This is a genomic window from Halomonas sp. NPDC076908, assembly GCF_050269715.1.
Taxonomy (GTDB): domain Bacteria; phylum Pseudomonadota; class Gammaproteobacteria; order Pseudomonadales; family Halomonadaceae; genus Vreelandella.
This window is the reverse complement of record NZ_JBNNIW010000015.1, coordinates 1-25,331: the sequence shown is the minus strand read 5'-3', so window position 1 is coordinate 25,331 and position 25,331 is coordinate 1. Positions and strand designations below refer to the sequence as shown.

The following is a 25,331-nucleotide window of genomic DNA, read 5'->3' as shown; positions in this document are numbered from 1 at the left end:
CGCTTATTTAAGTCGCGTTACCATGGCATCCAACACCCCATAGATCCACTCGCGAGCGCGCTGCCCCCAGGGGCGCGCGGCCCAAGCGACGGCGTCTACTTCCTGGCTGGCCGCAAAATTACGCTCAAATAGCTGGCGTACTTCGGCTGCCAGTTGAGGATCAATCACCTCTTGATTGGCCTCCAGGTTCCAGTGCAAATTCCAGTGGTCGAAGTTACATGACCCAATACTTATCCAATCATCAATTAGCACAAACTTGGCGTGAATAAAGGTCGGCTGAAACTCATAAATACGCACCCCTGCTTTTAATAGTGCCTGGTAAAAACGCTGACCCGCAAATCGAACGCCGGGATGATCATGCTTATCCCCTGGCAGCAGCAGCCGCACATCAATGCCGCGGCGCGCCGCCCTAATCAAGCGGCGGCGTAAGGCAAAGGTAGGTACAAAATAGGGCGTACACAGCCACACTCTTTCGCCCGCGTGGTTAACGCGATCATGCAGTGAATGGCGAATCGCTTGGTAACGATAGCCACGCGCTGACATCGCACGGCCTGAAACCCCACTAGTATGCACCTGTGGCTCACGCTGCTCAGGCAGCACCCCACGGCTACTATCGCCCTTTTCATTACGGGTTAGCCGCGAGCTCCACAGCCGTCGAAACAGCTGCTCCCAGTCAGCGACCACTGGCCCTTCAATACGTAGCGCAATTTCGTACCAAGCATTGAGGAACTCATCTACCGCACCAAAGCCACCGGTAAACGCCAGCACACCATCAATAACCACTATTTTGCGATGGTCACGGCTAAGATTAAGCGCTAAAGAGTGAAATCCTATAGGGTTAAAAAAGCGCAGTTGAACGCCGCCCTGTCGCAGGCGTTGGCGATCATCGTTGGATAGCCCCATCGAGCCGTAGCCATCCAGCAGTAAACAGACGCTAACTCCCCGCTGAACGGCGTTAATCAACACCTCGCTGACTTGATCGGCCAGCTCGCCTGACTCCATCAAATAGAGCTCTACCAGCACATAGTGCTGGGCGGCATTGATCGCTTCAAACATGGCTGGCAGAAACCGCGAGGCCTCCGGCAGCAGGGTGAATTGATTACCTTCTCGCCACACGTTGTGCATTCATACTCCTGACTAATAAGCGGATAGCCTTTAACGCGCTAGCGAGCGATGGACATATAAATCATAGCGGCTGGTTTTACCCTCCAGCGTATGCTGCGGAGCAGGTCCGGCAATGGGTGGCGCTTTGCGGGGCCGCTTTACCACCACCCGGTGGGTGGCCACATCTAGGGCGGCCTCAAGCAGCCGAGGGGCATCGTTATCATCCCCTGCCAACTCGCGAAATAGACGCATCTCCTTTTTTACCAGTGCTGACTTTTCGCGGTGAGGAAACATCGGATCCAGATGGATCACCTGGGGTGCGAAGTCGGCACTAGCGACAAGCGCCGCTAGAGCTTCGGCTGCATCACCATGACGCAGGGTCATACGGGCAGCAATCTCCGCGGTATCGGTATGGCGCAGCGCACGTGCCAAGCCATCTTCCAATAGTGCCGCAATCGCCGCAACCCGCTCAATTAACAACACCTGAGCACCTAAACCAGCCAGCACAAACGCATCGCGTCCCAGCCCAGCAGTCGCATCCACAATACTCGGTGTAATACCTTTACTTAGCCCACACGCCTTTGCAACTAGCTGGCCACGACCGCCACCAAACTGGCGCCGATGCGCAGCTTTGCCAGAGACGAAATCAACGCTGAGCGGCTTCCCATAATTTGCTTCATCGCCTACCAGTACCAATCGCCCATCTCGCTGCGCTAATGCTAGCTGAGACGGCAGCGCTATTGCATCGACCAGCATCATGCAGGTTTTTTCCAGGCAACGTCGTTGCGTAGATAAACGGGCTGAACCAAGTGAGCAGCCTGGCCTAATCCAGCGGCAAAATCCCGCGCGCCTAACCAGGCCATTTCCTCTGCTCGCGGCTCAAGGTCTTCCAAATGCTGAGGCATGCTCACATGTACACTGGTTGAAAACCGCTCCCACAGCGTAAAACCGCTGCCAACGCCTACCCAGTCAGTTTCCCCACTTGGTAAACGTAGCGCCTCGGGTGCTAGCACGGCTTCGGCACTCATCGGCGTGATGGTATCTTTTAGGCAGTGCCATGTGGCGGCGTATACCTCACCCATGCGCGCATCTAAAGCAGTCACCACGTGGCGAAGGTGGTAGCGGCGATGGGCTTGGAGAGCGAGAGCCTCGAGCGTTGAGACGCCTAACAGGGGACAGTCCAAACCGAATGCCAGCCCCTGTGCAACGCCCGCCGCAATGCGCAGGCCGGTAAACGAACCGGGACCGCGCCCAAAGGCGACCGCATCAAGGTGGGAAGGAGAGAGCTGCGCTTCGGCAAGCACCTCATCGACCATTGGCATTAAGCGCCGCGTATGGGCGCGGGGCGTCATTTCAAATCGCGCCAGGCATTCTGTCCCCGCATCATCTTCGCGCAGCAGCGCCGCTGAACAGGCGCTTGATGAAGCGTCAAGGGCAAGCAGGTGTAACGGCATAGCAAGTAGCCACTCGAAAGAAAAGTTACGGCATTATACCTTTGTCATGCCACCACGACGATGGCCCGCCTAAGCGGGCCATCGTCAACGTTGTAAAGCGGTTAACTAATTCTTTTACCAGCTAAGAGCTTTTATCAGCTCAGGGTTTGTATCAGCTAAGGGCTTCTTTCACTTGGCGGGTAATATCCGTCACGCTGCCAACCCCTTCGATGCGGTGATACTGGGGGGCGCCCTGTGGATCCTGCGCCGCCCACTGCTGGTAGTAATTAACCAGCGGTGCGGTTTGGTCGTGATAAACCGACAGGCGATTACGCACCGTAGATTCTTGATCATCTTCACGCTGGATAAGCGTCTCACCGGTCACATCGTCTTTACCGGGCTCTTTGGGTGGGTTGTGCTCAACGTGATAAACCCGGCCAGAGGCCTGGTGAACACGACGCCCCGCTAAACGGCTAACGATCTCCTCATCGGGAACGGCGATTTCTACCACATGATCCAATTTGACGCCGCCCTCTTTCATAGCGTCGGCCTGCGGAATCGTGCGTGGAAAGCCATCGAACAGAAAACCATTTTCGCAGTCTGGCTGGCTGATCCGCTCTTTTACCAGGTCGATGATAATGTCGTCTGACACTAAACCGCCACTGTTCATGATCGCTTTGACTTTCAGACCCAGTTCAGTGCCGTCTTTAATGGCGGTGCGCAGCATATCCCCGGTGGAAATCTGAGGAATCTTAAATTGCTCGCAAATAAACTGAGCTTGAGTCCCCTTCCCGGCGCCGGGGGCACCCAACAGGATCAAACGCATGGCACTGCTCCTTGAAGTTCTTGGTATGAAAAAAGAGTATTAAAAATGAGTATGAAAAATTCTATTACCTGACAATAACCGCGCCTTCAAGGCGACACAACTCCCCAAAAGCCTGAGAGACCCGCTTTTATTTCACTTTTTTTAAATTAAAACAGCTAGGTGCCGAAAAACTAACACTTTGGTCGCCCTTCTATCAGCCGGGCAAACACAAGCGGCGCCCAAAAGGGCGCCGCTTGTTAGACATCCATTCGATCGATTACAGCAGTAAACGACGAATATCCGTCAATACATCCGCCAGGAAAGCGGTGAAGCGTGCGGCATCTGCCCCATTAATCGCTCGGTGATCGTAGGAGAGCGAAAGCGGCATCATCAGACGCGGCTGGAAGGCACTGCCATCCCAGACCGGCTTCATTTGGGCTTTAGACACACCCAAAATAGCCACTTCAGGCGCATTAACGATCGGCGTAAAGGCGGTACCTCCAATCGAACCGAGGCTCGAAATAGTGAAACAGCCACCGGTCATCTCGTCACGCTTGAGCTTTTTGGTTTGGGCTTTCTTACCAAGCTCGGACATCTCCTTGGCAATCTCAATCAAGGATTTTTTATCGGCATTGCGCAATACCGGCACCATCAGGCCATCAGGCGTATCGACAGCGATACCGATATGGACATAGTTCTTCCATACCAGCGTTTCACCATCACCCTTCAAGCTAACATTGAACTGCGGGAATTTACGCAGTGCAAAGGCACAGGCTTTGACCATAAAGGGCAGTGGCGTAAGCTTGGCACCCTGTGCTTCAGCTTCTGCTTTCATTGCCTTACGGAAATCTTCAAGCTCGGTGATATCGGCTTCATCAAACTGGGTGACGTGAGGCACATTAAGCCAGCTGCGATGCAGGTTGGTCGCACCCATTTTAAGCAGGCGCCCCATTGGCTTCTCTTCCACTTCACCAAACTGGCTGAAGTCGACTTCAGGAATCGCCGGGATTCCTGCGCCACCGGTAGCGGCGGCCGCGCCAGGCTGAGCTTTACCCTGATTGGCAATGGCCTGCTTCACATAGGCCTGCACGTCCTCTTTGACCACGCGATCTTTCGGGCCGCTAGGTTTAACCAGCCCCAAATCAACGCCTAGCTCGCGGGCCAGCATGCGTACCGCTGGACCAGCATGAACCAACTTACCATCACGTGGCTTGTGAGAAGCCATCTGCGCTTCCGGGCTGGGCGTTCCAGCAGGAGACTCAGCGGCCTTGCTAGGCTTATCGCTTTTTGGCTTATCTTCTTGCTGATCAGCGTTTGCAGGTGCAGCTTTCTTCGGTGCCGCTTTTTTGGCACCCGCCACTTCCATATAGCCAATCACATCGCCTTCAGAGACGGTGTCGCCCTCTTTAACGGTCAGCTCAATCAGCTTACCTTTGTAGGGGCTAGGCACATCCATCGAGGCTTTATCAGACTCTAAGGTGATCAACGCGTCTTCTTCGTTGACCTCGTCGCCAGCGGCGACGCCGATTTCGATAATCGGTACATCAGAAGCGCCTGACAGATCCGGCACGCGAATCTCTTTGCGTTCAGGTTCGCCGCTGGCCTCTTCCTGCTCATCTTCTTCAGCCGTCTCTTCCGGTTCACTGCTGGACGGGCTAGCGGCTTGCTCTTCAGGTGCCTCTTCGCTCTCGTCACCGCCTTCACCGGCGATTTCCATCTTGCCGATGACATCGCCTTCGGAAACGCTGTCACCCTCTTTTACGGTAAAACTAACGATTTTACCGCTGTAAGGGCTTGGCACATCCATGGAGGCTTTGTCAGACTCAAGAGTGATCAGCGTATCTTCAGCCGCCACTTCATCGCCTTCGCTTACCGCGACTTCGATAATTTCAACGCTATCAGCGCCGCCAAGATCCGGCACTATGATATCAACCGTCTGCTTACCCCCGGCTGATTTCTTAGCGGCTGGCTGCTGCTCTTGAGACGGCGCTTTAGGTTGCTCTTGTTGGGCTGGAGCGGCTTCTTCCTCGGCTTCAGCGCTACTGCTTTCTTCGCTGCTGTCGCCACCTTCAACTTCCAGCTCTACGATATCGTCACCTTCGGAAACGCTATCGCCTTCTTTGACCAGCACTTTGATGACCTTGCCACCTTTCGGGGCCGGTACATCCATGCTGGCTTTATCAGATTCCAGCGTGATCAGGGTGTCTTCTGCTTCAATGACGTCGCCTACTGACACCGCAATCTCGATGATTTCGACATCGGTATCGCCACCGATATCGGGAACTTTGATGATTTCGCTACTCAAGGTCGCGCTCCTTCCAAATCGGATCGAGCCGACGGGCAATCGCCCGCCGGGCAGCGGTTTAGCTAGTCAGCGGGTTAGGCTTATTGGCATCAATGCCGTACTTCTTCAGCGCTTCACCCACAAGCTTGCGATCAATCTCGCCCCGGTCAGCCAGTGCACGCAGCGCTGCTACCGTCACGAAGTAGCGATCTACTTCGAAGAAGTAACGTAGCTTCTCGCGTGTGTCTGAACGGCCAAAGCCATCGGTACCCAATACAGTGTAGTCACCCGGTACCCAAGCGCGCACTTGGTCGGCGTAGAGTTTCATGTAGTCGGTAGACGCGATAATCGGGCCATCGCGACCTTCCAAGCACTTTGTGACATGAGGCTTAAATGCCTCAGCATCAGGATTCAGGAAGGCTTCACGGTCCAACAGCAAAGCTTCACGACGCAGCTCGTTAAAGCTGGTCACGCTCCAGATGTCGGCGCCAATACCCCAGTCGTTAGCCAGCAGTTCAGCGGCAGCTTCTACTTCGCGCAGAATAGTGCCTGAACCGAGCAGTTGAACGCGGCCTTTATCACCCTGGGTTTCGCGCAGCAGGTACATACCTTTGACGATATCGTCGGTGGGTACGTTTTCTAGTGCTGGGTGCTCGTAGTTCTCGTTCATCACCGTGAGGTAGTAGAAGCAGTTCTCCTTATCGGTGAACATGCGCTTCAAACCATCCTGAACGATCACGGCTACTTCATGAGCATAGGTCGGGTCATAGCTGCGGCAGTTAGGAATGGTGGAGGCCTGGATCAGGCTGTGACCATCCTGGTGCTGTAAGCCTTCGCCGTTAAGCGTTGTACGCCCTGCGGTGCCGCCAACCATAAAGCCGCGCGCCTGCAGGTCACCCGCCGCCCACGCCAAGTCACCAATACGCTGGAAACCAAACATGGAGTAGTAGATATAGAATGGCAGTAGCGTGACGTGGTTGTTGCTGTAGGACGTTGCCGCAGCAATCCAGGCAGACATCGCGCCCGCTTCGGTAATACCTTCTTCGAGAACCTGACCTTTCTGGTCCTCGCGGTAGTACATGATCTGGCCTTTATCCACCGGCTCATACTTCTGGCCTTCGGCGGTATAAATACCTAACTGACGGAACATACCTTCCATACCGAAAGTACGTGCTTCATCAGGGATAATCGGCACCACCAGCTTGCCAAGCTGCTTGTCCTTGACCAAACCATTCAGTATCCGCACAAACGACATGGTGGTGGAAACTTCACGGCCTTTAGAGCCAACCATTTGCGAGGCAAAGGTTTTATCTTCGAGCGAAGGAATTTCCAACGCATCGAAGTCGCTGCGCCGACTTGGCAGGTAGCCGTTTAAGCGTTCACGCTGAAGATGCATGTACTTGAGCTCGGGAGAATTCTCTTCCGGCTTGTAGTAGGGAACATCTTTAAGCTGCTCATCGGTGATCGGAATCCCGAAACGATCACGGAAAGTCTTGAGCGCTTCGTACTCCATGCTCTTAACCTGGTGCGCTTCGTTGGCTGCTTCGCCATCGCCGCTACCCATGCCATAGCCTTTAACGGTGTGCGCCAGGATGACAGTAGGCTTGCCGTTAGTGGTGTTAACCGCTTCGTGGTACGCCGCATAAACCTTAAACGGATCGTGGCCGCCGCGATTAAGCTTCCAGATATCTTCATCAGAGAGGTCTTTGACCATCGCTTCGGTTTCTGGATACTTACCAAAGAAGTGCTCGCGGGTATAAGCACCGCCGTTGGCTTTGTAGTTCTGGTACTCGCCGTCGACCGCTTCGTCCATACGCTTCTGAAGAATGCCTTTCTTATCCTTCTCGAACAGCGGATCCCAGTGACGACCCCATACAACCTTGATCACGTTCCAGCCAGCACCACGGAAGACGCCTTCAAACTCGTCCATAACGCGGGAGTTGCCGCGCACAGGGCCGTCCAGACGCTGGAGGTTACAGTTGATAACGAAGATCAGGTTGTCCAGGTTTTCACGACCCGCCAGCGAAATAGCGCCCAGAGATTCCGGCTCATCACACTCACCGTCACCCATAAAGCACCAGATCTTGCGATCGTGCATATCTTTCAGCTCACGGTGATGCAGGTACTTCATCACGTGGGCTTGATAGATTGCCTGGATGGGACCTAGGCCCATGGAGACGGTGGGGAACTGCCAGTAGTCCGGCATTAGCCACGGGTGCGGATATGAAGAGAGACCATCGCCGTCGACTTCACGACGGAACTTGTCCATCTGCTCTTCCGACAGGCGCCCTTCCAGGTAGGAGCGAGCATAGATGCCCGGCGCCACATGACCCTGGATGTAAATCAGGTCGCCAGCAAAGTCATCCTTAGCGGCACGGAAGAAGTGGTTAAAGCCTACGTCATAGAGTGTTGCAGATGACATAAAGCTAGCAATGTGACCGCCCAAGCCCGGGTTAGCGCGGTTATTGCGAATAACCTGCGCAATCGCGTTATAGCGAATCAAGGAGCGGATACGACGCTCCATGAACAGATCGCCAGGCATCGGCGCTTCACGATGAACCGGGATCGTATTACGGTGCGGGGTTGTCACCGAGAAGGGCACCTTCATCCCGTCCCGGCGCAGGCGATCCGCCAGGCGGGTCATCAGGTAGCGGGCACGATCTTCGCCCTCACGATCCAATACCGATTCTAGGGAATCAATCCATTCCGTAGTTTCGATCGGATCGAGATCTTCTCTTGTCTCCAGACTCATAGAGGTCTCTCCGAATGACGATAAATGACAATAAGTCCCGCTAACCCGTGGGGCCTGGAACGGTGGCGGTATTGCGATACCACCACGCGCCAACATTCCGCCAGCGAATGAACGCCGGGTAGGGGTTTTCGCTCTACATTCAACAAGCTACGTGCGCCTTGATGTAGTAAAGCTACACAAATGTCGTAAAAGTTAGCCTTTTGTATATAGGAAGATACCGCAAAGTCGCCACGCTGCCAATTCTGGCGCAGTGAAAAAGCCTATCGAAAACAAACTATTGCACTGCAACATAAGCAATACCTAGAACATTAGTCGCAACGACTAACTACTATTCAAGTGTAATTAAACTACTGTTTTATTTATCCGCTAATGAAGCACTTACTCAGTACTCAATTAGCGATAACTGCGTTTCTCAATATTTACCGCTCGCCGATAGCCGCTGATCGAAATAGGCCCAATCAAATGCCGGACCTGGATCCGTTTTACGCAGAGGTGCTACCCGTGCATGGCTGGTAATTCGCGAACGATCAAGCTGAGGATAGCGGGCCATCAGCCATCTTGCGGCTTCAACCAGAGCGTTATACTGGGCTTTCGTGAAAGGCGTTACATCGTCGCCCTCCACCTCGATCCCCACTGAAAAATCATTTAACGCCCCTCGCCACTCCCTACTAAGTGCATCCCACCAACAAGAGCGCCCTGCATGCCAAGCACGCTGGTCGGTGTCGACAAACTGAATGCACTCACCGTTGCGACGTATGAGCAAATGGGCAGAGACCCTTAGGTGGGCAATCTCAGCAAAAAAGGGGTGTTCGTCTACCACTAGATTATTGGTAAACAGCGCCTCAATGGCATCACCACTAAATTTTCCTGGCGGAAGGCTTATTGCGTGGACCACTAGCAACGAGACTTCACCCATAGGTCGCGCGTCGCAATTGGGCGAGACGACTTTACGTGCACTCTCCCACCAGCCGTCTGGGGCTTGCTTTTCTTTCATGCACAACGTCTCCTCTACCTTAACGCTCTTTTTCACTACAATGCCGAACACACTCGACGATGCTCAGAGAACTCACCGCCATGCATGATCAAACTGCTCTTGCTGAAGAAGTCCGCACCAGCGCTGCTCGCCTGTTGGCCGAAGACGTTGGCTCGGGTGATATTACCGCGCAACTGATTCCTGAAAACCAGTGGGCCACGGCAGACATTATTACCCGTGAAGCCGCCGTCCTATGCGGCACGGCCTGGGTAGATGAGATATTTCGCTGTTTAGACAGCCGGGTCAACCTGAGCTGGCAAGCCGCTGACGGCGATCAGCTTGAACCCGACCAGTGCTTTTTGGTGCTAGAGGGACCCGCACGCGCGCTATTAACCGGTGAACGTACGGCGCTCAATGTGTTGCAAACCCTTTCAGCTACCGCCACCGCCACGCGTGCATACGTTGACCTGGTCGAAGGCACCGGCGTGCGTCTGCTCGATACGCGTAAAACACTGCCCGGCATGCGTCTGGCACAAAAATATGCGGTTACCTGCGGCGGCGGACACAATCACCGAATCGGCTTATGGGATGCCTTTTTGATCAAAGAGAACCACATCACTGCCTGCGGCGGAATAAAGGCAGCGGTTGCTCAGGCACGTAAATTGGCTAGTGACCTGCCCGTTGAAGTGGAAGTAGAAACCTTCGAAGAACTGGATCAGGCATTGGCAGCAGGTGCCGACATTGTGATGCTCGACAACTTTGCTGTTGAAGATTTACATGTAGCCGTTGAGATCAATGGCGGCCGCGCTACATTAGAAGCGTCTGGCAACATCGATGCCACCACCCTACGGGCGATTGCCGACACCGGTGTTGACTGTATTTCCAGTGGCGCACTGACCAAAGATATCGCTTCAATCGATCTATCAATGCGCATTACCCGCAGCTATAGCGTGTAATCAACTAGGTTTTGGCTAAACGACTAGGTTTTGACCAAACAATTAGGTTTCGACAGCGTTTAGTGGTTTGGAGAGTCGATAGCGCTTGAGCGACTCTCCACTGCGCTCAACCCACTGCTCGCCAAGGCTCTCCCAGCCGCGGCGTAGTAGGCGCTCATAAAGCACCAGACTCACTTCCATCTCGACCCGCCCGACGCCCTGCTCCAATAGCATGCGCTCAGCATGCACCAACAGCGTAGTGCCAATACCACGCCCTGCTAGAGATGGCCAAACATATAGCGTTTCAATTCGGCCATCGGTGACATCCATCTCCAGGAAGCCGACACAACGGCCATCACAGGTCGCCACCAAGGTGGTATAAAGCGCTTGGCGCACTGCCCAGGCGCTCGCTTCACGGGGTAGTGCCTGGACCCAGGCACACCGTTCATCGAGCGTGTAGTGGGTGGCTGCCCCTTGCATCACAGCGTGGTAAAACACTTCCGCCTGATCGGCCGCGTCTCGCGCCAACGCAGCGCGATACATTACGCGTGCTTTTGTAGCCGGCGCCTTATGCTCTTCGCTATTGGTCATGACTCACCTCTGAGCTGTTCAACCATCATTCGTTGATGCGCATTCAATCACGCCTCCTTCGGTCACGCCTTATTTGATCACGCTATGCCTATCGGGCTGCTTTATACTACGCCCATCAATCCCAGTAAAAGGCAGTGTGATGGAGCCTAGCCCTGACAGCGAACGCTTTTCGCTGACGCCCATTGGTCACGTAATTAGCGACTACCCTGATAAATTTGGTATCCCGCGTCAGCCAGGGCTTGCCCCCGCCGCGAACGCCCGCTTGGTGCTCGCTAAACCCTATAACGACCCGCTTGCAGTGCGTGGTCTGGAAGCGTTTAGCCATCTGTGGCTGACGTTTATTTTTCACCACAGCCCTGAACGCTGGTCACCGCTGGTAAGGCCACCACGTTTAGGGGGCAATCGTAAGGTAGGCGTTTTTGCCAGCCGTAGCACCCATCGGCCTAATCGACTGGGGCTATCACTGGTGACCTTAGCGGGCATTGACACCCAGCACGGCGTGACTTTACAGCTACAGGGCTGCGATCTGGTTAGCGGCACGCCGGTCGTCGATATAAAGCCCTACCTTCCCTGGGCCGAATCCCGGCCCGATGCCCAAGCAGGCTTTGCGCCACAGGCGCCCGCCCTGATAAACGTCATCTTTCACCCCACCGCGCTGGCGTTTGTTGCCAAGCGGCAGGACGGCGCCACTCTATATGCGCTAATCGAGCAGGTGCTTAGCCAAGATCCAAGGCCCGCTTATAAGCAAAAGGGGACTGACGCCGACAGGCTTTATGGCGTGCGGCTGCGGGATGTGGATGTTAAATTTCGTGCGCACCAAAAAGACGAAGCCACCACCTTAGAGGTGATGGCTATCGACATTTACCCTAGCCAATAATAGCGAACGCTTAGGCTGGAAAGGTAATACCCAGGCGGCGGCCAACTTCTTCGTAAGCCTCAATCACGCCGCCCAACCCCTGACGGAAGCGATCTTTATCCAGCTTTTCACGCGTGTTGGCGTCCCACAGGCGGCAGCCATCAGGCGAGAACTCATCACCGAGCACTACCTCACCTTTGAATACGCCAAACTCCAGTTTGTAATCCACCAGCAACATATCACCCTCAGCGAACAGTGCTTTGAGGATGTGGTTAACTTTAAACGTTAACACTTTCATTTTGGACAGTTGCTCTGGCGTAGCCCAACCAAAGGTTTCCGCCAGTGACTCGTTAATCATCGGGTCGCCCTTCTCGTCGTTCTTCAGAAACAATTCGAAGGTCGGCGGGTTGAGCGCAATTCCCTCTTCCACGCCCAGACGTTTTACCAAGCCACCGGCAGCGATATTGCGCACCACGCACTCTACGGGGATCATCTGCATCTTTTTGACCAGACTTTCCGTTTCAGAGAGCTGCTTTTCAAAGTGGGTCGGAATACCCGCTTCCTGCAATCGCTCCATAATGAACGCATTGAAGATGTTATTAACCATTCCCTTACGGGCGAGCGACTCTTTTTTCTTACCATCAAAGGCGCTGGTGTCATCGCGAAAATGCAGTACCAACAAATCAGGATCGTCAGTGGTATATACAGATTTCGCCTTACCGGCGTAGAGTTCTTGGCGCTTTTCCATGGGAGCTCCGAAAGGGGTCAAGGATTAATAAATTAACGTAAATAGCCGGAGACACGCTCAAGCAACTCGCGCTGATCAGCAGCGCTAAAGCGCCTTTCGCTGGCATTGATCGCACGCAGAATCGTTTGGTCGCCGTTACTCTCTAAGGCAAGGCGAATTTCTTGCGACATCTTGCGCACATCCGAACTAAAGACGATTTGTAGCGGATTGCGATTGCGTTCTTCCAGGGTCATGTACTCAACCAGGAATTCGTGCCCACTGGGGTCGGCTGCCAGCAAATCACGCTGGCCTTCCTGGGTGAAATCCAGCTCAAGATAGTGGTTCAGCTCGGCCCAGACGCGATCAATAGGCTGAGGGATAACCACTTCCCACTCATCACCCTGCTGGCGAACCTGTATTGTCTGCTCACTGGTCAGGCGCTGAGCGGTCCACGAAGAGGAAACGCTGGCAGACGCACTACGCGAACTCAAGTGGCTTTCCAATGCATCCAAACAGCTGGTCATGACTTGCCCGCCGCGCTCACAGCGCACTTCACTACTACCTGCGCGCAAGGCACTTTGTAGACGCAAGTCAGCTTGGGAGGTGACGATAATACCCTGAGAAGCGCTACTTTCCTGAACCGCTAACTGACGGCTACGCACAAACTCTTCCAACTGGGGCCAAACCGTTCCAGTATCGGCGGCGACCACCAGCCATGCTTGATCACCCACCTGGCGACGCTCCACATACTCAGGCTCTAATCCGCTACCGATCGTCAATGACTGCGGCGGACGAATCTCAGCCGCCTCCTGAAGACGAGCCCCTTGAGCAGCGGCTTGGGGAACGGGCAATGCATCCCGGTAACGCTGGGTATTGCGGGTCTCAGGCAGTACCAAAGGAGGCGCCGGAGCGGCTTCGGTATAATCCAGGTTACGGTCGTGGTAATAACCATCGCGCGCGCAGCCTGTCAGCGTGACAGCCGTTGCGAGTGCCAGCGGTATCCATTTAAGCGCACGTTTTTTAAGCACAGAGCTCATCAAGCCACCTTAAGTCAACAATTCAGTTACCCAGCCCTCTAAATTCGAGAGCCGGGTAGCAAAGGGGTTCGCGCCGGGTTACTCCTCTACGACGCCCGCCAGCTGCAACGCTTCGCTGACCGTAGCGTGGTATTTTTCCGACAACCAAGTCAGCGGTAAGCGAATACCCGCGTCTGCGTAACCCATACGATGCAACGCCCACTTCACCGGAATAGGATTTGACTCTATCCCCAGGTTGGTATGCAGCGGCATCAAACGTGTATTAATTTGGTGTGCCTTATCAGCATCGCCCGCGACAGCTGCCGCACACAGATCATGCATGGCCTGTGGTGCAACATTAGCCGTAACGGAGATATCACCATGCCCACCCATCAACATAAAGTCGCAGGCAGTGGCGTCGTCACCAGAGTAGAGCATGAAACCACTACCCTTAAGACGAGTGATTAGATCTTCAGCACGCTCTAGGTTCCCCGTGGCATCTTTCAGGCCGATAATATTATCCACTTCAGCCAACCGAAGGACGGTCTCATTGTAGAGATCAGAACAGGTGCGGCTCGGCACGTTATACAGAATAACCGGTAGCTTGCTGCCCTCGGCGACTGCTTTAAAGTGCTGGTATAGCCCTTCTTGGGTCGGCTTGTTGTAGTAAGGGCATACTGACAAGCAGTAATCCGCCCCGACTTCACCCGCATAACGTGCCAGTTCAACCGCTTCAGAGGTTGCGTTAGCCCCCGTACCGGCAATCACGGGGATGCGGCCGTTGACTTCTTCGACCACGCTGCGGATCACATCAAAGTGCTCTGCAAAGGACATGGTCGTCGGCTCGCCCGTTGTGCCCGCCGCAACGATAGCATCGGTGCCATTTTCGAGATGGAAGTTCACCAGACGGCGAAGCGCCTCCCAGTCGATGTCGCCATTGACTTTCATAGGCGTCGCCAGGGCGACTATGCTGCCTGTGATCATCCGTATATTCCTCACCAGCCAAATTGTGATATCAAGTATCTGTGTTTTAAGTGCTATGTCTTTTAAGTGCTGTGTATTTTACGTGCTATGTGTTTAACAAAACCAGCCACCATCGCGATACTTTGTATCAAGCGTTAGCGTTACACAGAGAGCAAATGGTACTCAGGCGATTCGAACCTGTACAGCGTAAAGCGGTGTGAGTTTGCAGCCATGCGGTTTTAGAACTTTGACATAGGCGACCGGCATAGGTGTAATCGCACTTAACATACACCCTTAATACCTATCATTAATAAGGACTTATTATGCCTGTTGAAATCGGCCAAACCGTTCCAGATTTCTCCGCCACGGCCACCGGCGACACCACCATTACACTGTCAGAGCTGCGTGGCCAGCAGGTAGTCGTTTACTTCTACCCAAAAGCCAGCACCCCTGGATGTACTACGCAAGGTGGGGACTTTAGAGATCGCATGGCGGCTTTTGAAGCGGCCAACACGGTTATCCTCGGCGTTTCCCGAGATGGATTGCGCGCTCAGGAAAACTTCAAAACCAAACAGGCATTCAATTTTGACCTGATTTCCGACAAAGACGAAAGCCTGTGTACGCTCTTCGACGTTATTAAACTGAAAAAAATGTACGGCAAAGAGCACTTGGGCATCGAACGCAGCACATTTTTGATCGACACAGACGGCAAGTTAGCTAAAGAGTGGCGCGGCGTTAAGGTTCCTGGTCACGTCGATGAGGTACTCGCAGCATCTGAAGAGCTTAACGCATCTCACTAATTTTTTTGTTAACAGGCCGGTCAAGGCCTTAGCCGGCCCTACCGCCCACTCTGAAACAGGCCAGAGTGGGCGGAGGCATACACTACTCGTACTCTTTTTCTGTTGCTTGCAAGATCAACCCGTCGTTACGCCCTTGAAGACTGCGGGGCCAGGCGTAGACCAGCGCTTTAAGCAGGGTTGCCAGCGGGATCGCAAAGAAGATCCCCCAAAACCCCCAAATACCGCCGAAGAACAGCACCGCGACGATAATCGAAACGGGATGAATATTATTAGTTTCAGAGAACAAAATCGGCGCTAGCACGTTGCCATCCAGTGCCTGTATCACGCCATAGGCGACCAGCACGTAGGCAAACTCCTCGCTGATGCCAAAATGGAATCCAGCCACGGCGGCGACCGGAAGCGTAGCCACGGCAGCACCGATATAAGGCACTAATACCGAGAACCCCACTAGAACAGCTAATAGCGCTGTGTAAGGCAAGCCAAAGAACGAGAAGGTAATGAAGGTCACCGTTGCGACAATAATAATTTCGATGAACTTGCCACGAATATAATTGGCAATCTGGGTATCCATCTCGTACCAGATACGCGACAGCAGCGTGCGCTTTTGCGGCAGCAGCGAGAGCATAAAGCCCACCAGCACTTCGCGATCCTTTAGCATGAAAAAGACCAGAATAGGCACCAGCACCAGATAGATAATCAGTGCCATGATGTTACCCAGCGAGGCCAATGATAGCGTCAATGCACGCTGACCTAGCTGACTGATTTCACGGCTCGCCACGCCGATCCAGCTCTGCATTTGATCGGGGGTAATTATGTTTGGATAGCGTGCTTGTAGCTCATCTAACCAGCCCTGACCACTAGCGAACATACGCGGCGTTTCCTGCACCAACCCCACCAACTGATTCCAAATCAGCGGCATTAAAATAAAGGCCAAGGTCAGTAAGACGCTGATAAAAGCTAAAAATATCAGGATCACGGAAAGTAAGTGCGGCACACCGCGACGCGTCAGCGCCCCCACAACACCTTGCAGCAAAAAGGCAATTACCAGGGCGGTAAAAAAGGGTGCCAGCATGCGGCCAAACAAGATAATGGCCGCAAAACCAGCCACTAACACAACTAATAGAATGACCGCCTCTTCATCTGAGAAGTAACGTTCAACCCAGCTTTTAAAAATGGTGCGAAGGGTCATCAGTGTGCGTCCTTGGCTTTGCGAATCCAGTAAACATATCGATCACCACGCTGTTCACGGCCCTCTAACGTATGGTGACTCTGGTCGGTAAACGATGCCATATCACGCCACGAACCAGCATCCGTAGAGTGTACTTCCAACAATTGGCCTGCTGATAAGCTCGCCAACGCCTGCTTCGCTTTTAGCAATGGCAGCGGGCAATGCAACCCACAGGCGTCAAGAACCGTGTCGGGTTGAAAGCCCCCAGTTTGCTCAGACATACATACTCCCTCAAAATGCCCTGCATCATCACGGCATTGTCACATAAACTATTTCTTTATGAATGATTTTACGAAACACTCGATTTAACGGCACTTCACCGTCTTAATCAATGTCACACTCTGATATCAATGCCACACTCGCTATCAAGCCTGCACCATGACCGATGCGCCTTAACACCGCCAATGAGGATGCTATGCCGACACTTCGTACCGCTTGCCCAGGTTGGATATGTGCGTTCGCTTGTGCATTTGGCAGCTTACTATTTAGCCCCCAAAGCGCAGCCATCAACGATTATAGCCTCCCCAGCCTGGGCGCTGCTTCTACATCGGCAAGTAATGAGGAGTATCGTTTAGGTCGTGCATGGCTGCGCCAATTTCGCGCTCAAGCTCCCCAGTGGCAAGACCCTATTGTTAATGACTATTTGGAAAGCCTGATCGCAAGGCTGGCGCCCTATAGCCAAATCAGTGACATGAGAACGATTACCGTGATGGTGGATAGTCGGTCACTCAACGCCTTTGCGGTTCCTGGTGGCGTGGTGGGCGTAAACTCAGGGCTTTTTGCTTTTGCAGGGGATGAAGGTGCCTTCGTTTCAGTACTCGCTCACGAGCTTGGGCATCTTTCTCAGCGGCATTACGCCCGCGGCAGTGCCCGTGCAGCGCAAACCCAACTACCTGCCATGGCAGCAATGCTAGCTGGCATGCTGATTGCCGCAAGCGGCGGTGGCGATGCTGGCATGGCAGCGGCCATGGGCTCACAGGCGGCATTAATTCAAGACCAGCTCACCTACTCGCGACTGTTTGAGCAAGAGGCTGACAATATAGGCCTGCAAGCAATGGCTGAAGCAGGCTATGACCCCCAGGCGATGGTGCGTATGTTTGCCGCAATGCAGCGTATGGCGCGCCTCCAGGGCAACGCGCCACCTGAGTTTTTACTTACCCACCCGGTCACCGACAATCGTTTAAGCGCGGCTCAATCCCGCGCGGCACAGCTCAATGTTGCTGACAGCTATACCAGCGATATCCTTTACGACATGATGCGCGCGCGTGCCCTGCTGAGCATTCACTCCAACACTCCCCAGCAGGCAGCCACTCGCCTTGCCCAGGAAGGCGCTGAAGACGTCGCCCAGCGCTATTTAGAGGCATTAATTGAGGCACGGAACGGCCAGGTCGATAGCGCCCTACAACACCTGGATCAGCTGGCCAGTGAACAGCCCGACTATGCGATGCTGCCCGCTTCGGCGGCGATGGTCGCGTTCGAAGCAGGCCGCTATGATGATGCTATCCAGCGCAGCCAACGACTACTGCGCTTAATGCCGAATTACTTACCTGCGCAATTGTCCTTGGCTGAAGCACAGCTCCAGCGTGACCCTCAGGCGGCTTACACTCTGCTGCGCGACATCACGTCACGTAACCCCGAAAACCCACAGGGCTTCAATCTGCTTGCCGAAGCTGCGGGACGCAGTGGATTTAATGGCTGGGGCCATTTAGCGCGTGCCGAATACCTGCAACTGACCGGACGGGTAGATAGCGGCATTCGCCAGCTCACCATCGCGCGGGATGCTGCCCAACGGGAAGATGATACGCTGGCATTAGCGCGCATTGAACAGCGCCGCGAGGCGTTTCTTGAGTATCGCGAAGCGCTAGAAAAATTCTAACCAAATCCATGCCATTGCGAGAAGCGCAGCGACGCGGCAACCTTAACCAGTGGCGGCAGTAAACCCCGGGATTGCTTCACTTCGTTCGCAATGACATTTTACGTTTGCCATGACACTTCAACGTTCCCAATGACATACGCAGCGCTCGTTGCTCTTCTCGCTATGCGTTGAAATTCAGCATTCGCTCTAAGGGCTTTAAAGCCTTCAGACGCAGTGCTTCATCCACGTTAATTTCACCACTGCCTTCACGCAATGCGCCTGCCAGGTTATCTAGAACGTTCATGGCCATCCAAGGGCAGTGCGCACAGCTGCGGCAGGTAGCGCCATTGCCAGCCGTTGGTGCTTCAAACAGCGTTTTATGGGGTACTGCCTGCTGCATCTTGAAAAAGATGCCTCGATCCGTCGCCACAATCAGCTTGTCGTTCGGAAGGTCTTTCGCCGCTTTAATCAACTGCGAGGTTGAACCCGCCACATCCGCAAGCGTCACTACCGGCTCAGGTGACTCTGGGTGCACTAATACTGCAGCATCGGGGTAGAGGCGCTTGAGGTCTTCCACGCCCTTGGCTTTAAACTCTTCGTGGACAATACAAGCGCCGTCCCACATCAACATATCAGCACCGGTCTTATTTTGAATGTAGCCACCCAGGTGCTTATCGGGTGCCCAGAGGATTTTTTCGCCTTTTGCCTGCAGGTGTTCAATAACCTCCACCGCAATCGATGATGTCACGACCCAGTCGGCACGCGCTTTAACAGCAGCGGAAGTGTTCGCATATACCACCACCGTGCGATCAGGATGCGCATCGCAGAACGCACTGAATGCATCTGCCGGGCAGCCAATATCAAGTGAACAGGTCGCCTCTAGCGTGGGCATCAGCACACGCTTCTCAGGCGAAAGTATTTTGGCGGTCTCACCCATAAAGCGGACACCGGCTACCACCAGCGTGGTGGCTGCGTGGCGGGCGCCAAAGCGCGCCATCTCAAGAGAATCGGCAACACAACCACCGGACTCTTCTGCTAGCTGCTGGATGGCATCATCGGTGTAGTAGTGGGCTACTAATACGGCGTTATGGGCCTTCAACAGCCGCTTGATTTCTTCAACCCGCGCATGGTCTTGCTCTGGAATACGAGTAGGACAATACGCAATGGGCAGCGGAGCATCGAGCTCTGCTTGAGTAGTCATAATAGTCATCGTGTCTACCACTGTGACGAACAGGGAATCCCCCTGTTAAACACTGGGTCACGGCTATGTACGCATGTTAATGCACATATACCGCTCGCGTGCGCGATTGGCCGCTGCGTCTTTCGCGGTGGCCAACCGCTCAGATCTATTCTAGTCTATTGTGGTGGGTAATGGCGGCCTGCTGCAAACAGAATGTCGCCCTAGGCTGTTTTCTAAGCGCATAGCAAAACGCCCCTGACAGTAAACTGTCAAGGGCGTTGAATTTGGTGGGTCGTGTAGGATTCGAACCTACGACCAATTGATTAAAAGTCAACTGCTCTACCAACTGAGCTAACGACCCAAATTTGCCTTACCTTACGTACTCTAGCACTGAAATAAATACTTAAACCGTTCAATGGAATTCAAACTAGACTTTTAAAAATGCCTGTTTAAATGGTGGGTCGTGTAGGATTCGAACCTACGACCAATTGATTAAAAGTCAACTGCTCTACCAACTGAGCTAACGACCCGCCTGAACGGATGCATATCCTACGCTTACACACCTTTGATAGCAAGTGCTTTTTAGCTTCAAAGGGTATAAATGCTCCATTTTGTGCCTAGCGCATCATATTGGAAGGCTAGGCACGTTGAAGCGCTTTACTTAACGCGGTTTAGTTTTGGGTTTACGCATCGCTTGCACTGGCTTGCGTTTATGCTTGTCGCGGCTCCAACGATTCTTTTCATCCGGCGTCAAAGCAGGTACTTTACGGGTCTCCAAACTCGCCAGGGTAGCGAGATCATCTACCTCATCCTGGGTAAGTTCGACCCATTCGCCGGCTTTGGCTCGCTTATCGAGGAAGATGTTGCCATAGCGCACACGCTTAAGACGACTCACCGTCAAGGCTTGGGATTCCCACAGGCGGCGCACTTCACGGTTACGCCCTTCCAGAATCACCACGTGGAACCAGGTATTAATGCCTTCGCCACCAAACTCCTGAACGTCGGTGAAGCGTGCCGGACCATCTTCCAGCATCACGCCATCCACCATCGCCACGATGTGTTCGCGCTTAACCTCGCCCATCACCCGAACCGCGTATTCACGCTCTACCTGAGTTGAGGGATGCATCAATCGGTTGGCCAACTCACCATCGGTGGTGAACAACAGTAAACCGCTGGTGTTGATATCCAAGCGGCCAATGGCAATCCAACGCTCGCCTTTGAGGCGCGGCAATCGTTCAAATACGGTGCGCCGACCTTCCGGGTCTTTACGGGTGCACAGCTCGCCTTCCGGCTTGTTGTACATAATGACTCGCCGCGGCACTTCTTCTTCTGGACGAAGTGCCACCGGGCGATCATCAAAGCTGACTTTATCACGCGCTTCAACACGGTCGCCTAGCTTGGCCACCTTGCTATTCACTTTTACGCGGCCATCGGAAATCGCAGTTTCCATTTCACGACGCGAGCCAAGGCCTGCACGGGCCAGGACTTTTTGCAGCTTTTCGCTAATGGGGGGCGTGGCGTTTTTACTTTCACTCATGGTCGTCTGACCTCACATCGTTAGTCTGCGTGCGGGCGCCATCATCTTCGTTAGCGCGCCGCGCACGTGCCGCAAGCCGTGCTTCTAAATCGGCAAAGCTCAGCGGCTGGGTTAACGCCGTCTCGGCGTGGGTGTCGGCTATCTCAGCCGAGCTTATCTCATCTATCTGGGGAGGCGCATCCTGCACCGTTTCAAGCCTTTCGTCTAGTGCTTCATGCTGTGTAGCAGGGTCATTTTGCGCATTGATGTCCTCGTCATTCGACACCAAGCCCTCTTCTTCAGGTATTTCGTTTTCGTCCCAACTGGCCAGCGTGTGCATGGGTGGCAGCGCATCAAGTGTTTTTAACCCAAAATCGTCCAAAAAGCTGCGCGTAGTCGCGTATACCGCCGGGCGACCAGGCACATCACGATGCCCTACCACCCGAATCCAGCCTCGCTCTGCCAGGGTACGCATGATCGAGCTACTAACGCTGACCCCACGCACTTCTTCAATATCCCCCCGGGTGACCGGCTGACGATAGGCGATCAGTGCCAGCGTTTCCAGCAGGGCTCGCGAGTAACGCTGCGGACGCTCATCCCACAGCCGTGACACCCAATGAGAGAGGCGCGGACGAATGCGTAATTGGTAACCTGAAACAGTTTCTAATAGCTCCAACGCACCGCCTGAATGGCGCTGCTGTAAACGCTCTAACACCTGGCGAAAGTCGCGCCGAGACGGGCATTCACCATCCAAAAAAAGCGTTTCCAAGCGCTCAAGCGGCAACGGTTCACCGGCGGCTAAAAGCGCCGCCTCCACAATATCATCCAACACCATGTCGTTTAGCACAGTCGCGGTGCTACTCATGGCATCTCCTCATCAGACTCAAACGCGCTTTCCCCAAAGGAAGTGTCATCAAACGCATCTTCTTCAATTTCCTCGTCCAGCTCTCCAATTTGGGGTGCCCGCGCACGCACATGAATAGGAGACAGCGGTGCATTCTGGACAATTTCAATCATGGCTTCTTTTGCTAACTCCAAAATCGCCATAAAGGTGACTACCACCCCCGCCCGGCCTTCCTCCAGCGTAAACAGCGCTTCAAAAGGGGTATAGCGCTGCTGCGCGCTATCGTGATTCAGCCGCTCCATAATCTTTAGCATGCGCTCGCGAGTTGAGAGTACCTCACGACTAATTTGGTGGGCTTGCACCAGCTCGGCGCGCTTTAGCACATCCGATAAAGCGCTCAATAGCTCATCCAAATCGACATCAGGGTGGATCACTCGCGCTTCAAGTGGCGGCAATCCCGCCTGCACGCTAAACCAGTCACGCCCCATGCGCGGCAGCGTATCCAGCGACTCGGCCGCCTCTTTAAGCCGTTCATACTCCTGTAAACGGCGGATCAGCTCAGCACGTGGGTCTTCTTCCTCGTCGCCCTCCACTTTGGGTGGGCGCGGCAGCAGTGTGCGTGATTTGATTTCCGCCAGCATGGCAGCCATCAGCAGGTACTCACCCGCCAACTCTATCTCCATAGCCTTCATCAGCTCCACATATTCAATATATTGGTGGGTGATGGTGGCCACATTGATCGTCAGAATATCCAGATTCTGACGCCGAATCAGATAGAGCAGTAAATCCAGCGGACCTTCAAAGGTCTCTAAAAAGACCCGCAGCGCTTCCGGAGGAATGTATAAATCCTCCGGCATTTGCGTGATAGGCTCGTTAAACAGACGCCCAAACGAAGCTACCACTGGGTCAGTGGGTGAGGATTCGAGGTTTTCTGGTTCAACAGCGCTTGGCGTCTCGCTCACGCGGGTCGGTTCTCTAGGTAAATAAAAATCAGGCGACAGCCTGACGATGTCTTGTCATATCGCCTTGTCCAGCCAATATCCCATCGATAGATACATCTTCATCAAGTGCATCCCAATGAATACCTCGAGCGCTTAATTCATAGTGTGCCAACTGCTGTGGTGTTGCTTTGATAAGACGTGGGTACCAAGCAAGTGGCACACCTATCGTGCGGCCATCACTTAGCTCAACCCAGAAACTATCCTCATCAAAAGTGACTCGTTTAGGAGAAGTAGTCATGCCAGGCACCCTCTAATGTGTCGCGATATTGAATAATTATAGCCGTAATAATACGCAGTGCTTTTGCATCAAAGCCATCATTTCGCGCTAGCTGTACATCAGGTGAGAGCCAAAACTTAGCTTCAGCGCCAGCTTTAAAAACGTGGATATGGGCAAGTTCTAATGGGTCACCCTCATTTGAATAGAAGAAAAACCTAAAACCCTGTAAGCGTAGCACCGTGGGCATGGATAGCTCCCGTAATCTACGGCATTGTCACTGAATAATAGATGTTTTATTACCGTAAGGCACATGCTAACCCGCCTCGACCGCTTTGCGATAGCGGCCAGCATAGTCGAAAAGCTTGTCACGTATTTGAAAATGGCGACCCACTTTTCGCCCAACCACAAAATCAGGGTGGCGCAGACGGCGCTGTTCTGTGACTACTTCGTCGGCGCTTAGTGGCTGCCATTTACCCCCTGGGGCGCGCAGGTGATAACGCAGAAAGACCGCATAGAAGGCGCGCCGCTGGGCGGGGGTTTCGAGTGCAAACCACTCGGCAAGATGGGTACCGTCTTCGTCATGGTAAGTGACTTTTAAGCGCGGCAGGCCACGGCCGTTAGTCGTCGCTTCCAACTGCATGCCGCTTACTCTTAACACTTTGGCATCTTTGAGCTTCAGAGCGTCTTTGAGCTTATCGTCGGCATCCACCAACAGTTTTTGGCATCCGTGGCAGCGCCGAGCGGCGATGTCATTTTCAGCGCCACACTCCTCGCAGACTTTAAAGCGAAAGCGAAACTCACACTGTTTTTTATAGGCACCCGAGACCGCGCCGCGTTGGCCGTTTGACTTTGTTGCTGGCCGATCTGGGTCATCGACGAGCCCCTGACAACGGCGTCCAAAGTGCTCAATCACCAGCTCGCCATCGCGCTTGCCCCAATAGAGGTTGGCATGACCACAGGCAGGGCACTCCACCTGGACCGGCTCGCTGTCGCTATCCGGCTTCGGCTCGCCCACTTCTGGCGCAAAGATATCCCAGGGGTTACCGGCGTAATCCAAAATCAAGCAGTCGCTCTTACCCGGCGACAGGCGCAGCCCTCGGCCCACCATCTGCTGGTAGAGGCTCACCGATTCGGTAGGCCGCAAAATGGCGATCAAATCCACGTGGGGCGCATCGAAACCGGTGGTCAGCACCGCTACGTTAACCAGGTACTTCAGCTCGCGTGCTTTAAAGGCATCAATCAGCGCCATGCGCTCGTGGGAAGCTGTTGCACCGGTAATCAGCGCGGCGTCTGCCTGAGGTAGATAGCCTATGATCTCTTCCGCGTGAGCCACGGTGGCAGCAAAAATCATCACCCCCTGACGCGCATCCGCGCGAGTTATTATCTGCTGAATAATGCCGGGCGTTGCACGATTTCCCGTTACTACGCGGTTCAGTTCCTGCTCCTGAAACAAGCCGCTTGCAGCAGGCCGTAACGCTGAGAAATCGTAGCCCTCAATCGCCATATCCAAGCGCTTTGGCTCGGCAAGATAGCCCTGCTTCACCATCAGGCGCAGTGGCTGCTCAAACACGCAGTCACGGAAGAAGCTATCTTCACTGCCTCGCACCATACCGTGATGGTGGCGATAGTAGATAAAGCCTTGCCCCAAGCGGTAAGGGGTCGCCGTCAGCCCGAGTATTTTCAGCTGCGGATTGTGCTGGCGGAGATGATCTATTACCTGGCGGTAGCTGGCGTCTTCATTTAACGACACACGGTGGCTCTCATCGATGACCAACAGCGTGAAATTAGCGTCGTTAAAACGCTGCAAATTGCGCACCACCGACTGTACCGAACCAAATACCACTTGGCGGTTGGCCTCTTTGCGTTTTAAGCCAGCGCTAAAGATATCCGCCTCAAGCCCATAAGCCTGGTACTTGGCATGGTTCTGCTCTACCAGCTCCCGTACATGGGCAAGCACCAACACACGCCCGCGCGCTAAACGCGCCAATTCAGCAATCACCAGGGATTTACCGCTCCCAGTGGGCAGTACCACAACGGCAGGCTCGCTGGATGCACGAAAATGCACCACTACGCGTTTTACCGCTTCCCGCTGATACGGGCGCAATTGCGGTGTTAAAGAGGTGGAACTGAGTGTTGGCAAATTTATTAGCCTGCTAGAGTTATAGTCAAATCTGGTGGATGGCAGTCAGGCGGCAGTCCTGTCTGATTGATCGGTTACCTGCTCCCCATCCTGAAACCGGACGTTGTTCAC

Annotated in this window: 24 protein-coding genes and 2 tRNA genes; 4 read left to right on the top strand and 22 right to left on the bottom strand. The window is 53.9% G+C overall.

The features are described 5' to 3' along the window. Window positions 1–3 precede the first annotated feature (3 nt). From ACQKE4_RS10715 to ampD, 7 genes are all read right to left on the bottom strand, one after another. Entirely contained in the window at window positions 4–1,125 is a 1,122-nt protein-coding gene (locus tag ACQKE4_RS10715) for a phospholipase D-like domain-containing protein (RefSeq protein WP_427388323.1), read from the bottom strand. 30 nt (window positions 1,126–1,155) lie between these two features. Beyond that, window positions 1,156–1,863 (bottom strand): class I SAM-dependent methyltransferase, encoded by a 708-nt coding sequence (locus ACQKE4_RS10710; protein ID WP_427388322.1) that lies wholly within the window; start codon window positions 1,861–1,863, stop codon window positions 1,156–1,158. After that, window positions 1,860–2,558, bottom strand: a complete 699-nt coding sequence (tsaB, locus tag ACQKE4_RS10705) for a tRNA (adenosine(37)-N6)-threonylcarbamoyltransferase complex dimerization subunit type 1 TsaB (protein WP_427388320.1) — start codon at window positions 2,556–2,558, stop codon at window positions 1,860–1,862. The genes ACQKE4_RS10710 and tsaB overlap by 4 nt, the downstream gene beginning before the upstream one ends. A 151-nt stretch (window positions 2,559–2,709) precedes the next feature. Then, complete coding sequence (gene adk, locus ACQKE4_RS10700; protein WP_427388319.1) at window positions 2,710–3,363, bottom strand: adenylate kinase; 654 nt, start codon at window positions 3,361–3,363, stop codon at window positions 2,710–2,712. Window positions 3,364–3,619: 256 nt separating this feature from the next. After that, complete coding sequence (gene aceF / locus ACQKE4_RS10695) at window positions 3,620–5,647, bottom strand: pyruvate dehydrogenase complex dihydrolipoyllysine-residue acetyltransferase (RefSeq protein WP_427388318.1); 2,028 nt, start codon at window positions 5,645–5,647, stop codon at window positions 3,620–3,622. A 58-nt stretch (window positions 5,648–5,705) separates the two neighbouring features. Continuing rightward, window positions 5,706–8,378 carry a pyruvate dehydrogenase (acetyl-transferring), homodimeric type gene (aceE, locus tag ACQKE4_RS10690; RefSeq protein ID WP_427388317.1) on the bottom strand — a complete coding sequence of 891 codons (2,673 nt, stop codon included), beginning with the start codon at window positions 8,376–8,378 and terminating at the stop codon, window positions 5,706–5,708. A 412-nt stretch (window positions 8,379–8,790) separates the two neighbouring features. Continuing rightward, window positions 8,791–9,372, bottom strand: coding sequence for a 1,6-anhydro-N-acetylmuramyl-L-alanine amidase AmpD (gene ampD / locus ACQKE4_RS10685; RefSeq protein ID WP_427388316.1), 582 nt, complete (start codon window positions 9,370–9,372; stop codon window positions 8,791–8,793). Window positions 9,373–9,452: 80 nt separating this feature from the next. Between ampD and nadC the strand changes: the two genes are divergently transcribed. Further along, window positions 9,453–10,307, top strand: a complete 855-nt coding sequence (gene nadC, locus ACQKE4_RS10680) for a carboxylating nicotinate-nucleotide diphosphorylase (protein WP_427388315.1) — start codon at window positions 9,453–9,455, stop codon at window positions 10,305–10,307. Window positions 10,308–10,349: 42 nt separating this feature from the next. On the opposite strand, the gene ACQKE4_RS10675 is transcribed toward nadC, so the two are convergent. Next, entirely contained in the window at window positions 10,350–10,877 is a 528-nt protein-coding gene (locus tag ACQKE4_RS10675; RefSeq protein ID WP_427388314.1) for a GNAT family N-acetyltransferase, read from the bottom strand. 139 nt (window positions 10,878–11,016) lie between these two features. Here ACQKE4_RS10675 and tsaA point away from each other — a divergent pair, with 139 nt between their 5' ends. After that, window positions 11,017–11,754 carry a tRNA (N6-threonylcarbamoyladenosine(37)-N6)-methyltransferase TrmO gene (gene tsaA, locus ACQKE4_RS10670; protein WP_427388313.1) on the top strand — a complete coding sequence of 246 codons (738 nt, stop codon included), beginning with the start codon at window positions 11,017–11,019 and terminating at the stop codon, window positions 11,752–11,754. A gap of 10 nt (window positions 11,755–11,764) precedes the next feature. Here the strand turns inward: tsaA and purC are convergent, their stop codons facing one another. The 3 genes from purC to dapA form a co-directional block, all read right to left on the bottom strand. Continuing rightward, window positions 11,765–12,481, bottom strand: coding sequence for a phosphoribosylaminoimidazolesuccinocarboxamide synthase (gene purC / locus ACQKE4_RS10665; protein ID WP_427388312.1), 717 nt, complete (start codon window positions 12,479–12,481; stop codon window positions 11,765–11,767). A gap of 32 nt (window positions 12,482–12,513) precedes the next feature. Continuing rightward, window positions 12,514–13,497 (bottom strand): outer membrane protein assembly factor BamC, encoded by a 984-nt coding sequence (gene bamC, locus ACQKE4_RS10660; RefSeq protein WP_427388311.1) that lies wholly within the window; start codon window positions 13,495–13,497, stop codon window positions 12,514–12,516. Window positions 13,498–13,575: 78 nt separating this feature from the next. Further along, window positions 13,576–14,460, bottom strand: a complete 885-nt coding sequence (gene dapA, locus ACQKE4_RS10655) for a 4-hydroxy-tetrahydrodipicolinate synthase (RefSeq protein WP_427388310.1) — start codon at window positions 14,458–14,460, stop codon at window positions 13,576–13,578. 302 nt (window positions 14,461–14,762) lie between these two features. Between dapA and ACQKE4_RS10650 the strand changes: the two genes are divergently transcribed. Next, the gene (locus tag ACQKE4_RS10650; RefSeq protein ID WP_427388309.1) at window positions 14,763–15,239 is read left to right on the top strand and encodes a peroxiredoxin; all 477 of its coding nucleotides are present in this window, start codon (window positions 14,763–14,765) and stop codon (window positions 15,237–15,239) included. A gap of 82 nt (window positions 15,240–15,321) precedes the next feature. Here ACQKE4_RS10650 and ACQKE4_RS10645 read toward each other — a convergent pair whose 3' ends face one another. Both ACQKE4_RS10645 and ACQKE4_RS10640 read right to left on the bottom strand, forming a co-directional pair. Next, a complete protein-coding gene (locus ACQKE4_RS10645; protein ID WP_427388308.1) occupies window positions 15,322–16,428 on the bottom strand; it encodes an AI-2E family transporter in 1,107 nt (368 codons plus the stop codon). Continuing rightward, a complete protein-coding gene (locus tag ACQKE4_RS10640; protein WP_427388307.1) occupies window positions 16,428–16,688 on the bottom strand; it encodes a sulfurtransferase TusA family protein in 261 nt (86 codons plus the stop codon). Before ACQKE4_RS10640 ends, ACQKE4_RS10645 begins: the two co-directional genes overlap by 1 nt. 194 nt (window positions 16,689–16,882) lie before the next feature. On the opposite strand from ACQKE4_RS10640, the gene ACQKE4_RS10635 reads away from it, so the two are divergent. Next, complete coding sequence (locus ACQKE4_RS10635) at window positions 16,883–18,343, top strand: M48 family metalloprotease (RefSeq protein ID WP_427388306.1); 1,461 nt, start codon at window positions 16,883–16,885, stop codon at window positions 18,341–18,343. Between the two features lie 160 nt (window positions 18,344–18,503). Here ACQKE4_RS10635 and nadA read toward each other — a convergent pair whose 3' ends face one another. The 9 genes from nadA to ACQKE4_RS10590 form a co-directional block, all read right to left on the bottom strand. Continuing rightward, window positions 18,504–19,532 carry a quinolinate synthase NadA gene (nadA, locus tag ACQKE4_RS10630; RefSeq protein ID WP_427388305.1) on the bottom strand — a complete coding sequence of 343 codons (1,029 nt, stop codon included), beginning with the start codon at window positions 19,530–19,532 and terminating at the stop codon, window positions 18,504–18,506. Window positions 19,533–19,787: 255 nt separating this feature from the next. Continuing rightward, window positions 19,788–19,863: transfer RNA gene (locus ACQKE4_RS10625), tRNA-Lys, on the bottom strand. Between the two features lie 93 nt (window positions 19,864–19,956). Continuing rightward, window positions 19,957–20,032, bottom strand: a tRNA-Lys gene (locus ACQKE4_RS10620). Between the two features lie 131 nt (window positions 20,033–20,163). Continuing rightward, a complete protein-coding gene (gene rluB, locus ACQKE4_RS10615; protein WP_427388304.1) occupies window positions 20,164–21,039 on the bottom strand; it encodes a 23S rRNA pseudouridine(2605) synthase RluB in 876 nt (291 codons plus the stop codon). Further along, on the bottom strand, window positions 21,032–21,883 hold the full coding sequence (gene scpB, locus ACQKE4_RS10610) for an SMC-Scp complex subunit ScpB (RefSeq protein WP_427388303.1): 852 nt from the start codon (window positions 21,881–21,883) through the stop codon (window positions 21,032–21,034). The genes rluB and scpB overlap by 8 nt, the downstream gene beginning before the upstream one ends. Next, a complete protein-coding gene (locus ACQKE4_RS10605; RefSeq protein WP_427388302.1) occupies window positions 21,880–22,824 on the bottom strand; it encodes a segregation and condensation protein A in 945 nt (314 codons plus the stop codon). Before ACQKE4_RS10605 ends, scpB begins: the two co-directional genes overlap by 4 nt. Window positions 22,825–22,852: 28 nt before the next feature. Further along, window positions 22,853–23,101, bottom strand: coding sequence for a DUF2442 domain-containing protein (locus tag ACQKE4_RS10600; protein ID WP_427388301.1), 249 nt, complete (start codon window positions 23,099–23,101; stop codon window positions 22,853–22,855). After that, entirely contained in the window at window positions 23,085–23,327 is a 243-nt protein-coding gene (locus ACQKE4_RS10595; RefSeq protein ID WP_427388300.1) for a DUF4160 domain-containing protein, read from the bottom strand. Before ACQKE4_RS10595 ends, ACQKE4_RS10600 begins: the two co-directional genes overlap by 17 nt. A gap of 66 nt (window positions 23,328–23,393) precedes the next feature. Then, window positions 23,394–25,220, bottom strand: coding sequence for a DEAD/DEAH box helicase (locus ACQKE4_RS10590; RefSeq protein ID WP_427388299.1), 1,827 nt, complete (start codon window positions 25,218–25,220; stop codon window positions 23,394–23,396). Between the last annotated feature and the right edge of the window lie 111 nt (window positions 25,221–25,331).